The sequence below is a fragment of the Bombilactobacillus sp. ESL1094 genome (genome assembly GCF_058107425.1).
The window spans coordinates 436,433-448,381 of record NZ_JBYLUM010000001.1 but is presented as its reverse complement, the minus strand read 5'-3'; the positions used below and the strand labels follow the sequence as shown (position 1 = coordinate 448,381).

Sequence of the window (11,949 nt, the reverse complement as noted above, 5' to 3'; positions counted from 1 at the left end):
TAGACTATGATATAATGATTACTTGAAAATAGATTTGTGATTGAATCAGTTTTTGAGTATGATAAGGATTATAAAAAGAGGTGTAGCTTGTGAGTTCTTTAGATAATACAATGAGCTTTGACTTCAACGAGAGTCGAAGACAGGATGTTCGCGATACTTTGCAAAAGGTTTATAAGGCACTGGAAGATAAGGGGTATAATCCTATCAACCAAATTGTAGGTTATCTGTTGTCGGGTGATCCAGCTTATATTCCCCGTTATAATGATGCGCGTAATTTGATTCTAAAGCATGAGCGGGATGAAATTATTGAAGAATTAGTTCGTTATTATTTAGAAAATGGTGACAATCATTGAGAATTATGGGCTTAGATGTTGGCTCCAAGACCGTTGGTGTCGCGGTGAGTGACCTACTAGGCTGGACTGCTCAAGGTGTAGAAATTATCCGTATTGATGAAGACCAACAAGAGTTTGGTTTGGAGCGCTTGGCACAGTTAGTACAGCAATATCAAGTAGAGCAATTTGTCGTGGGCTTACCTAAAAATATGGATAATTCTGAGGGTGAACGTGTTACTAAATCCCAAGAATATGGTAAAATGATTGCCACAAAGTTTAATTTACCCGTTGATTATATTGATGAACGCTTAACGACAGTGCAAGCTCAACGGATGTTGATTGAAGAGGCTGATGTATCACGGCATAAACGTCATCAAGTAATTGATGAAGTCGCAGCGATGATGATTCTGCAAAATTATTTAGATAAACTGGCCTATCAAAAGGCTAATCCACAGTAGAGAGGTTAACTAATGGACGGCAAACCTGAAAATATTGACCAAGAAATTGTCTTAAGTGACGATCAAGGCAACCAAGAAGTTTATAAAATTTTATTTACATTTGATTCGGATGATTATGGCAAATCATATGTTCTAATGTATCGCGCTGCTCAAGAAGATGACGATGAAATTGAAATTCAAGCTTTTAGCTTTATTCCTGATGAAAATGGGGATGTAACTTCTGGTGACTTGATGCCAATTACTGATGACGATGAGTGGGAAATGGTACAGGAAGTTTTAAATACCTTTTCTAGTGATGAAGATAATTCACAACAATAAATTTTATAATGATCAGGTGTCAGAATGTTAAGTGTATTAATAATTCTAACTTTGGCTTACGGAATTTATGCTGGGATTAGAAGAGGATTAGCGCTGCAAAGCGTTTATACAATCGGTTATGTAATTAGTTTCGTTTGTGCGTGGGGCACTTATCGCTGGTTAGGTCCTAAATTAGACTTAATTGTTCCTTATCCATCCGCTTCGCCGCAAAGCTATTTTGCTTTTTTTAGTCAACGTGTACGATTAAGTTTAGATAGTTCCTTTTATTTAGGAATTGCATTCTTATTTGTGGTTTTTGGTGGTTGGTGTTTAACGCGAATAGTTGGAGCGTATTTTAACGATTTGACGTATCTTTCTTTCGGCGGCGATTTTAATCGCCCTTTGAGTGCAATTTTGGCTTTAGTATGCAATTATGTGGGAATTTTTATGGTCTTATATATTTTAGCCTTAATTCCAATTACGGGCTTGCAGCATATTTTAAGTCGTTCGACAATTGCTTCAACAATGATCCGTTACTCAACTGGACTAACACAATTGTTTACTAATTTGTTAATTGGTGTTTTATAAAGAAACTGAGCATAAAGTTATTTAGAACATGCAAAATAATGGGAACAAATCAAAAGGTGTGCTTACTGAAAAGATTTGTCTAGGTTATCGCAAATTCTAAGAACTTTGGACTCAGTTTTTTGTTTGGTTAGAAAATTAACCACTACTGAAAATTTATTCAAAGTATGCTGGTAGTTATACAGACAGCGCCAGCTGACGAACAATATTGATGTAATGTTGTGAAATTAATTTAACAATAAAGGAAGAACAAGATGAATCAACGGATTTTAGAAACGTTGGAGTACGACAAAGTTTTAAATTTAATGACGCCATTTTTAATAACAGAGCCTGGAAAACGACAACTGAAACAATTAAAACCGCAAACCAAGCGGTCTTTGGTGCAGCAATTACTGGATGAAACTGCCGATATTGTGGAATTACATCGCTTAGCACAAGATTTGCCGTTAGAACCGGTTCACGAATTACAATCTGAATTAAAGCGCATTAAAATTGGCGCAGTGCTCAATGGTAATGAACTATATCGAGTTAGTAGTGTATTACGGGTTAGCAATCAATTAAAGACTTTCTTTGATCAATTACGTGTTGATGGGGTGTCATTAAATCAGTTATACCGCTATGGTGAGCAACTCGTTACACTAGCTAGTATTAATGAACGTTTGCAGCAATCGGTCGATGAACAAGGGAATCTGTTAGATGATGCTGATCCGCAATTAAAGCAAATTCGACGGACAATTAATCATTCGCAACAAAAAGTACGGGCCCAAATGGATCATTATTTACAAGGCAATAGTCGCAAATATCTCACAGAAAATTTAATTACCATTCGCGATGGCCGCTTAGTTTTACCTGTGCGTCAAGAGGCACGCAATCACTTTGGTGGAGTTATTCATGACCAAAGTGCTAGTGGTCAAACAGTTTATGTAGAACCTCAGAGTGTCATTAATTTAAATAATACGATTCAAGAGCAACAAGCTTTAGAAAAACAAATTATTCAACGCATTTATCAGCAATTAAGTGATTTATTGCGACCTTACGTCACCGAGTTACAACAAGACAGCGATTTAATTGGCCAATTGGACTTAATTCAAGCTAAAGCACAATTGGCGCAACAACAACAAGCTACTCAGCCAATAGTCACTGCTAATCAAGTTATTGCTTTAAATCAAGCACGTCATCCGCTAATTGATGCGCAACAGGTCGTAGCGAATACGATTAATTTGGGGCAAGATTTTCAGAATTTAATTATTACGGGTCCAAATACGGGTGGTAAGACGATAACGTTAAAAACGGTCGGCTTATTGCAATTAATGGCGCAATCGGGGTTATTTATTCCTGCACAAACGGGGAGTAAAGTAGCAGTCATGACTGAAATTTTTGCTGATATTGGTGACGAACAATCAATCGAACAAAATTTGAGTACGTTCTCGTCACATATGGACAACATTATTACAATGTTACCGCAATTAAGCGATTCTAGTTTAGTTTTATTAGACGAATTAGGTGCGGGCACGGATCCACAACAAGGAGCAGCCTTGGCAATTGCTGTAATTGAGGCGATGAGTCAAAGTCATTGCTTATTGATGGTCACCACCCATTATCCTGAGTTAAAATTATTTGCTTATAACTATCCGCAAACAACCAATGCTTCCATGGAATTTGATTTGCAAACTTTAAAGCCTACTTATCGATTGTTAATTGGGATTCCAGGAAGTAGTAATGCTTTTGATATTGCTCAAAGACTAGGGATGCAAACCACGATTGTTGAGCGGGCACGCCATTTACAGAGTGGCGCTGATCAAGATTTGAATGAAATGATTCAAGATCTAGAGCGTCAGCGGAAGCAATTTGAAAAACAATATCAGCATTATCAACAACAATCCCAACAACTGCAAGCGCAAGAACGACAATTAAAACAAGAGCAACAAGCTTTAGAACAACAACAAGATCAAATTTTAAATCAGGCTCGTCAACAAGCCAATCAGCTGGTGGATCAAGCACAACAACAATCAGACCAAATTATTCAAGATTTGCACCGTTTACAAAAAAAAGCCCCTAATTTAATCAAAGAAGATCGAATTATTGCGGCCAAAACTGGTTTGAAAAACTTGCATCGAGACCCCGTGCTCAAAAAAAATAAGGTCTTGCAACGGGAAAAACGCAAGCAACAGATCAAAGTGGGCGATGATGTCCATGTTGATGAATACGGTCAAGATGGAGTGGTTGTTGGTCAGGATAAAAAAGGTAATTTTGAAGTGCAGTTGGGAATTATCAAAATGAAATTAAAACCGGAACAGTTAACTAAGGTCAAAAATGTAGCTGCTGCGCAACAGAGTCATTTTTCCCAAAAGCGGGCACACACTAACGTCCCCTTAAAGCTTGATTTACGAGGCGAACGTTATGAAGAGGCCATGAATGATTTGGAGCAGTATTTGGATTCAGCCTTGATGGCGGGCTACGGGCAGGTCACAATTGTGCATGGCTTTGGTACAGGAGTGATTCGCAAAGGCGTTTGGAAAATGTTACGACAAAATTCTCGTATTAAATCTTTCGAATATGCCCCAGCTAGTTCTGGTGGCCAGGGTGCAACCATTGTGAAGTTTGGCTAAAGTGCCAGGCAATTAATTGGTTTCTGAATAGATAATTGTTATAATAAATTGTGTAATTATTTAAAGGAGATGAGCTCATGGTTGACAGTTTAACTGATCAGGATTTTGCAAATGAGACTAAAGAAGGCTTGGTGTTGACCGATTTTTGGGCAACTTGGTGTGGTCCTTGTCGGATGCAATCACCAGTAGTTGAAAAATTATCTGAGCAATACGATGATGTTAAATTTACCAAAATGGATGTTGACGCTAATCCCAAGACACCAGAACAATTTGGTATTCGGGCAATCCCAACTTTAATTTTGAAAAAAGATGGTCAAGTTGTGGAAACTTTGGTAGGTTATCAAAGTGAAGACCAATTAAAACAAGTAATTGCTAAACACTCCTAAACAGGACTGTGCTGCGTTATTTGATAGTTATTAATAAATAATTTATGAGGAACTTTTTGTTTACACTGTGCAAAAAAGATATTTTTTTGTAAGTAGTAGAGGGAAAGTTCTTTTTTTTTAGAATATTGCGTTATAATGTGTTTGTTTAAATTTTTTAGTTTGGGGAGTTTTTATGTTCAAAAAATTTTGGCAGCATCCAACAGTGCGGTTTGTATCGTTGACTTTACTGTATTTTCTCATCATTATGGCTTTGGTGTATTTATATAGTTATTCTGGTATTAATAATAGTAAATTCATCTACAATGAATTTTAGGAGGAAGCCTTTTGAATGAAAAAATAACTAATCTTTTGACAACAATCGATCAGATTGCGCAAGATAATCCGGCTATTTGCTATCAAGATACTGCCGGTCAGCATTCTTATCAAGAATTATTTCATGATAGTCAACAATTAGCAGCTTATTTGCAAAGTTTGGACTTGCCGACTGGTGAGCCGGTCATGATTTATGGAGATCAAAGTTTTCAAACTGTAGTGGTTATGTTAGCTTGTGTCAAAGCCGGTCATGCCTATATTCCAGTTGATGTTCATTCACCCAATGAGCGCTTACTACAAATTAGTGAGATTGCTCACCCAGCGGCGGTAATTGGTGTCCAAGAGTTGCCAATTACTCTGGATGTGATAACTGTTACACCACAGCAATTACAGACCGCTTTGGTTAGTTCACAACCACCATTAGATTCTGATTTAAGTGTCCAAGGTGATGATAATTTTTATATTATCTTTACTTCGGGGACTACGGGGGTACCTAAGGGAGTTCAAATTAGTCATAATAATTTGCTAAGTTATGTTAATTGGATGTTATCTGATTTTAATTTGCCACAGCAAGTTCGTTGTTTATCACAGCCGCCGTATTCGTTTGATTTGTCGGTAATGGACTTGTATCCGACTTTAGTGTTGGGTGGCAAATTATTGGCTTTAGATCAAGCAACGACTGATAACTTTGCGCAATTATTTCAGGTTTTACCGACACTAGACTTACAGGAATGGGTTTCAACACCATCTTTTGTGGAATTGTGCTTATTAGATAAAAATTTTGATCAACAACACTATCCACAATTACAGCATTTTTTGTTTTGTGGTGAAGAATTAACGCGCAGTACAGCCCAAACACTGTTACAACGTTTTCCACAAGCCCAAGTCTTTAATACCTATGGACCAACTGAAGCTTGTGTTGCGGTAACTTCGATTGAAATCACTCCACAGATCATTGAACAGTATGAGCGTTTACCAATTGGTTATGCTAAAGCTGACACGAATATTACCTTGGTTGATGAATTAGGACAATCATCCCAAGCCGGGGAATTGATTATTAGTGGTCCCAGTGTTTCGAAGGGCTATTTGAATAATCCTGATAAAACGGCTCAAGCTTTTGAAAAACAGGCTGGACGTTTGGCTTACCGTTCTGGCGATTTGGCAACTATGGATTCGGACGGTTTATTGTTTTATCGTGGACGCACGGATTTTCAGGTGAAGTTACATGGTTATCGCATTGAGCTAGAAGATATTGATCAAAATTTAGCGGCTTTGCCACAAGTTGATCAAGCCGTCACTGTTCCGCGTTATGATGCGCAGCATAAGGTGAGCCAATTGGTGGCTTTTGTAGTCTTGAATCAAGAACTAGAGCAAGCATCTACCACCTTAAAGCAAGAGTTAGCACAAAATGTCATGTCATATATGGTGCCCCAGCGCATTGAGGTACGACAAGCTTTACCGAAAACCGCTAATGGCAAAATTGATCGGAAAAAATTGATGGCTGAGGTAAATCATCATGCCTAATGTGCAACCCTATCAAAATCCACAGTATTTTATTCTGTTACTCATTGCCTTACTGCCATTAATGATTGGTTTATATCATGGTAAGCGTTGGCGGTGGTACGAAACAATCATTTCGCTGATCTTTTTGGTTTTAATTTTTGACAATGATAAACTGAAACAAGGCTTAGCTTTAATTGGGTATACGATTATCCAAGTCATTATCGTGGCAAGCTACAGTCATTATCGGACGAAGAAAGACTCACCTAATAAATTTGGAATTTTTGCCTTAGCAGTCTTCTTATCTATTATTCAAGTAGCAATTGTTAAGTTTACGCCCCTCTTTGATCACGGGCGGGATTCGATTGTGGCGTTTTTAGGAATTAGTTATTTAACTTTTAAAACGGTCGGAATGTTAATGGAAATTCGCGACGGTGCTATTAAGGAATTTCATTTAGGAAAATTCTTACATTTTCTATTATTTTTCCCAACGTTGTCATCGGGACCAATTGACCGTTACCGGCGCTTTATTAAAGATTACGATAATGTGCCGACGCAAGCTCAATATGTTGAGCTTATTGGTAAAGGGCTGCATAATATCTTTTTAGGATTTTTATATAAGTTTCTTTTAGGTTACCTATTTGGAACGGTAATGTTGCCGCGTTTGGAGCACATTGCCTTATTGCAACGCAATAGTCATTTTTTAGGACTATCTGTTTATGTGATTTTAGTTATGTATTGTTATAGTATGTATTTGTTCTTTGATTTTGCCGGTTACAGTTTGTTTGCAATTGGGACCAGTTATTTAATGGGAATTCAAACTCCGATTAACTTTAATAAACCGTTTTTGGCACCGAATATTAAAGAATTTTGGAATCGATGGCATATGAGTTTGTCCTTCTGGTTCCGTGATTATATTTATATGCGTTTTGTTTTTTGGGCGATGAAGCATAAAGTTTTAAAGAGTCGGATCGCAATGGCGAATATAGGTTATTTGCTCTTGTTTGGTTTAATGGGAATTTGGCACGGCGAGACCTGGTACTATATTGTGTATGGGTTATTTCACGCCTGTTTAATTATCGGGACTGATGCTTGGTTAAGATTTAAGAAACGGCATCGTAAACAAATTCCGTCTAATCGCTGGACCAAATATTTGGGCATCTTTTTAACTTTTAATACAGTTTGTTTTAGCTTTTTAATCTTTTCGGGCTTTTTAAACCAATTATGGTTTAATTAAACAAACTGGTTAATGCGGTAATAGTTCATCAAATTGGATATAGTTTTATCTAATTTAAGTAAAATTAAAGGAGATCAATGATTATGGATATTCAAACAACAGTTTTAGATATTTTGGCAGATTTAACAGGGACAGATTCTGTGAAGGAAAATTTAGATGAATCATTATTTGATAGTGGTTTGTTGGATTCGATGGCTACGGTGCAATTATTACTCGAATTACAGCAGCAATTAGGTATTGACGTTCCGGTTTCCGAATTAGAGCGTAGCGAATGGGATACACCGAATAAAATTATTGCGAAGGTAAAAGATCTGGCCAATGAGTAACTTTAAAAAGTTAATCAAAATTATTGCTCCAATGTTAACCGCGGCACTTTTAGCCTTATTAGTTTTATACGGTCCGTTGAAAGTGCCCGCACCAGGAGCTACCACGGTCAAAAAGGCCGCCACTTCATTATCAGCGAATGTTTTGCGTGGTGATCAAATTAAAGATAGAGCTTTGGATGAGAATTATTTGATGATTATGGGGTCTTCAGAATTATCACGGTTTGATTCTTTTCATCCATCTGTCTTGACGCAGAAGTACCACCGTGGCTACCAACCATTTTTATTGGGAGCTCCAGGAACGCAGTCTTTGACGCATTTCTTTTCAGCACAAGCCATGGGAAAGCATTTGGATCATCACCGCGTAGTTGTAATTATTTCGCCGCAATGGTTCGTGCAAAAGGGCGTTGATAAAAATATGTTTGACTACTATTATTCTAAGCAACAAGCGACATATTTTATTAATCATGCCCGACCACAGACTGAAGCGGATCGTTACGCTGCTAGACGCTTGTTAAGTATGCCGGCAGGTAGTGCCGACGAAAATGTGGAAAGTGCATTAAAAAATATTGCCGCCGGCCAACCAATTAATGCCGAGCAACGCTTGATGATTACTGGTTTAGCTAGCAAAAACTTGCAGCATCAGGATCAATTATTTACGCGCTTTTTCATAAAAGATCGTCGAGCAATGATTGCTGAACATGCGCGCGCTTTGCCTGAGCATTATAATTACCAACAATTAGATGTGATGGCCAAAGACTTAGGTCAAGAACACTCCACTGATAATAATTTGGGGATTGAAAATAAATTTTATAATCAGAAATTAAAGAACTCTATGCGGGGATTAAAAAATAGTCAAGAACACTATACCTATGAATATGGCCCAGAATTTTCTGATTTTCAATTATTATTAAATCAATTTCAAAAACACCACGTGACACCTCTATTTGTGATTCCACCGATTAATCGGCAATGGATGGACTATACTGGTTTACAGGAGTCCATGCTAAATCGTTTTGACCATAAAATCACTTATCAGTTACGTTCCCAAGGTTTTCAGCATATTTTAGATTTGCATTCTGATGGTAATATACCTTACTTTATGCAAGATACGATTCATTTAGGCTGGCGCGGCTGGGTTAAGGTTGATCAAGGTATTAATCAATTTGTGCACGAAAAACAGCCACAACAGACTAGTTACCATTTAAAAGATTATTTCTATACCAAAGATTGGCAGCAGCGTAAACCTACTACCATCTCTAATAAATATCACTAATGCTTAAAATGTAGTTCAGTAAGATTGAGATTGTATCAACTCTAGCTTAATTGGACTGCATTTTTACATATAGCCGCTCATTTGTAGTACACTAGAAATTCAAGTATTAATTACAATTTAAATTTGAAGGGTGTGAGTCGATGGATAATCGGCCAATTGGTTTTTTAGATTCCGGATTGGGTGGGTTGACGGCAGTCAAGGCTGCTTTAAAATTATTACCAGCTGAAAGTTCTGTTTTTATTGGTGATCAGGCACGGTTGCCATATGGCCCTCGTTCACCGCAAGAAATCCAGCAATTTACCAAACAGTTAATTGCTTTTTTAATCACTAAAAAGGTGAAAGTAGTTTTAATTGCTTGTAATACAGCAACCGCTGCGGCCCTACCAGTAATGCAACAATTATTTCCAATTCCCATTTTTGGCGTGATTGATGCGGGCAGTCGTCAAGCAGTTCGCCAAACTAAGCAAAATAAATTGGGATTAATTGCGACCCAGGGCACCATTAATTCTCAAGCTTATGAAAAAGAAATTCAGCAGTTAGCGCCACAGATACAAATCTGCGGTTTACCAACACCGGAATTTGTGACGTTGGTGGAACAAGGTGATTTAAAAAGTTCAGCTGCCCAATTGCTAGTTCAACAAACGTTAGCGCCATTAATGCCGCAGTCGTTAGATACATTAATCTTAGGGTGTACCCATTTTCCGTTACTGACACCTTTAATTCAAGCAGCAATGGGGCCTAAAGTTCAGCTAATTGATGCGGGTAGTGCTGCGGTCGTTGAATTAAAAGATTTTTTACAGCAACAGAATTTAACAGCTGCTCCAGATCACTTAGCTCAACATCAGTACTATACTACTGGCTCTGCGCAACAATTTAAAAAGTTAGCAACGCAATGGTTACAACAACCGATTACAGCGCAGCAAGTGGAGGTTTGATCAATGAAAAAGTTATTAGTGGCAACCAAGAACGCAAATAAAGTTCGAGAATTACAGCAATTATTAGCACAACAAGCAATTACAATTACCACATTATTAGATTATCCACAAGTGCCGGACGTTGCCGAAACCGCTACGACATTTGAGGGAAATGCGTGGTTAAAAGTTAACGCAGCCATCAAAGAATTAAATTTGCCAACACTTGCTGATGATTCAGGGTTGATGGTTGATGCGTTACATGGGCAACCTGGGGTACGTTCAGCGCGTTATGCCGGTGATCATGATGATGCTGCCAATAATGCGCGGCTGTTAGCGGAATTAGGCGGAGTTCCTCTGGAGCAAAGAACTGCCCACTTTGTCACGACTTTAGTTTATAAAGATCCCATTCAAGAGCAACAATTAGTGGTTAAAGGACAGTTGGATGGCTTAATATTAACAGTTCCGCGAGGCAATGATGGCTTTGGTTATGATCCCTTGTTTTATGTGCCACAACTACAGAAAACTTTGGCCGAGTTAACTACCGCTGAAAAGAATCAAGTCAGTCATCGAGCACAAGCTCTGAAAAAGTTTGTGACAGCTTATCAAGAATTAGGTTAGATGCTAGTTAATTGACTAGATTAAAGCCAATATTCTTTTACACAAATCGTCAATTTTAACAAGCTATAAAAAAGACAGAAGTGGCAGGAAATTATTAAATTTCTAACCATTTCTGTCTTTTAATTGCGACAATTTATTGGGTTAAATCAAGTTTATTTTCGGGTAGAGCAATCTTAGCAGTTTGTAACGCGGCTAGATAAGCCTCCAAAAATTTACGTTTAACAATTAGTTGGGCACCATTACGAGTATCAATTTGAATTTGATAAATTAAGATGCCGTTCACAACATCCGTTGGTCCTAATAAATGCGGCGCATTCACTAAATCAGGATCTTCGGGAGTTAGTTGTTGATTGACTTGACTCAAAACTTTGGTGACAGCTTTAATATCCGTATGCGGAAATAACTGTAAGTTAATAATTGTCGTCATGTTACCGCGGGATAAGTTTTTAACGATGGTAATATTGCGATTGGGAACATAATTCAAAGTACCGTCAGCACTGCGAATTTGCGTAGTTCGTAAACCAATATAAGTGACTGTGCCAGAAATATCGCCCACGGTAACTGAATCGCCAACGTCAAATTGTTGTTCCACTAGAATGAAAAAGCCAGTAACCACATCACTGACGAAGCCTTGAGCACCGAGCCCTAAAGCCAAACTGAAAATACCGGCGCCGGTAATTAAAGTACCGACGGGGGCGCCCAAAATAGATAGAACCATATAAATGTAAATAAAGGCTAAAAAATAAAAATAAATATTTTGAGTTAAAGTCGCAATCGTGCGCGTACGATTGGAGCTAGTTTCACTACTTTTTAGATTGTTGGCAATCCGCGAAACAAAGCGGCGGCCTAATTTATAAAGTAGCCAAAAGGCAATAGTTAATAGAATAATCTTGATCAAGTCACTGACGATTGTATTCAGTAAGTTAATCCAGTATTGGGGGTTATTGAGCTGTTGCCAGAATAATTGATTGTGATTAGCATTGTTTTGTTGCTGTTGTTGCGTATTATTATTGAGGTTATATTTACCTAAAATATTATTCAATGAAAGTACACTCCTTTAAGAACTAGTTTAAAGTATAACCGCTAAAATTGCCGTTGTCAT

14 protein-coding genes are annotated in these 11,949 nt (G+C 37.8%); 13 read left to right on the top strand and 1 reads right to left on the bottom strand.

The window, feature by feature from the left end; genetic code table 11:
* Window positions 1–89 precede the first annotated feature (89 nt).
* The 13 genes from AC3B5S_RS02455 to AC3B5S_RS02395 all read left to right on the top strand — a co-directional run bounded on the left by AC3B5S_RS02455 (window position 90) and on the right by AC3B5S_RS02395 (window position 10,847).
* Window positions 90–353, top strand: coding sequence for an IreB family regulatory phosphoprotein (locus tag AC3B5S_RS02455; protein ID WP_489757249.1), 264 nt, complete (start codon window positions 90–92; stop codon window positions 351–353).
* A complete protein-coding gene (gene ruvX, locus AC3B5S_RS02450) occupies window positions 350–790 on the top strand; it encodes a Holliday junction resolvase RuvX (protein WP_489757250.1) in 441 nt (146 codons plus the stop codon). The genes AC3B5S_RS02455 and ruvX overlap by 4 nt, the downstream gene beginning before the upstream one ends.
* A 12-nt stretch (window positions 791–802) precedes the next feature.
* Complete coding sequence (locus tag AC3B5S_RS02445) at window positions 803–1,108, top strand: DUF1292 domain-containing protein (RefSeq protein ID WP_489757251.1); 306 nt, start codon at window positions 803–805, stop codon at window positions 1,106–1,108.
* Window positions 1,109–1,132: 24 nt separating this feature from the next.
* Entirely contained in the window at window positions 1,133–1,675 is a 543-nt protein-coding gene (locus AC3B5S_RS02440) for a CvpA family protein (RefSeq protein WP_489757252.1), read from the top strand.
* Between the two features lie 251 nt (window positions 1,676–1,926).
* Window positions 1,927–4,281 (top strand): endonuclease MutS2, encoded by a 2,355-nt coding sequence (locus AC3B5S_RS02435; RefSeq protein ID WP_489790030.1) that lies wholly within the window; start codon window positions 1,927–1,929, stop codon window positions 4,279–4,281.
* 77 nt (window positions 4,282–4,358) lie between these two features.
* Window positions 4,359–4,667 carry a thioredoxin gene (gene trxA, locus AC3B5S_RS02430; RefSeq protein WP_489757254.1) on the top strand — a complete coding sequence of 103 codons (309 nt, stop codon included), beginning with the start codon at window positions 4,359–4,361 and terminating at the stop codon, window positions 4,665–4,667.
* A gap of 172 nt (window positions 4,668–4,839) precedes the next feature.
* Window positions 4,840–4,980 (top strand): teichoic acid D-Ala incorporation-associated protein DltX, encoded by a 141-nt coding sequence (locus AC3B5S_RS02425; RefSeq protein WP_489757255.1) that lies wholly within the window; start codon window positions 4,840–4,842, stop codon window positions 4,978–4,980.
* Between the two features lie 11 nt (window positions 4,981–4,991).
* Window positions 4,992–6,503, top strand: coding sequence for a D-alanine--poly(phosphoribitol) ligase subunit DltA (gene dltA / locus AC3B5S_RS02420; RefSeq protein WP_489790029.1), 1,512 nt, complete (start codon window positions 4,992–4,994; stop codon window positions 6,501–6,503).
* Window positions 6,496–7,716: a D-alanyl-lipoteichoic acid biosynthesis protein DltB gene (gene dltB / locus AC3B5S_RS02415; protein ID WP_489757257.1), complete on the top strand. Its 1,221-nt coding sequence runs from the start codon at window positions 6,496–6,498 to the stop codon at window positions 7,714–7,716. The genes dltA and dltB overlap by 8 nt, the downstream gene beginning before the upstream one ends.
* 83 nt (window positions 7,717–7,799) lie before the next feature.
* Window positions 7,800–8,042, top strand: coding sequence for a D-alanine--poly(phosphoribitol) ligase subunit DltC (gene dltC / locus AC3B5S_RS02410; protein ID WP_489757258.1), 243 nt, complete (start codon window positions 7,800–7,802; stop codon window positions 8,040–8,042).
* On the top strand, window positions 8,035–9,315 hold the full coding sequence (gene dltD, locus AC3B5S_RS02405) for a D-alanyl-lipoteichoic acid biosynthesis protein DltD (protein ID WP_489757259.1): 1,281 nt from the start codon (window positions 8,035–8,037) through the stop codon (window positions 9,313–9,315). Before dltC ends, dltD begins: the two co-directional genes overlap by 8 nt.
* Window positions 9,316–9,455: 140 nt before the next feature.
* On the top strand, window positions 9,456–10,250 hold the full coding sequence (gene murI / locus AC3B5S_RS02400; RefSeq protein WP_489790028.1) for a glutamate racemase: 795 nt from the start codon (window positions 9,456–9,458) through the stop codon (window positions 10,248–10,250).
* 3 nt (window positions 10,251–10,253) lie between these two features.
* Complete coding sequence (locus tag AC3B5S_RS02395) at window positions 10,254–10,847, top strand: XTP/dITP diphosphatase (protein ID WP_489790027.1); 594 nt, start codon at window positions 10,254–10,256, stop codon at window positions 10,845–10,847.
* A 133-nt stretch (window positions 10,848–10,980) separates the two neighbouring features.
* Here AC3B5S_RS02395 and AC3B5S_RS02390 read toward each other — a convergent pair whose 3' ends face one another.
* Window positions 10,981–11,889, bottom strand: coding sequence for a mechanosensitive ion channel family protein (locus tag AC3B5S_RS02390; RefSeq protein WP_489757262.1), 909 nt, complete (start codon window positions 11,887–11,889; stop codon window positions 10,981–10,983).
* Window positions 11,890–11,949: the final 60 nt, after the last annotated feature.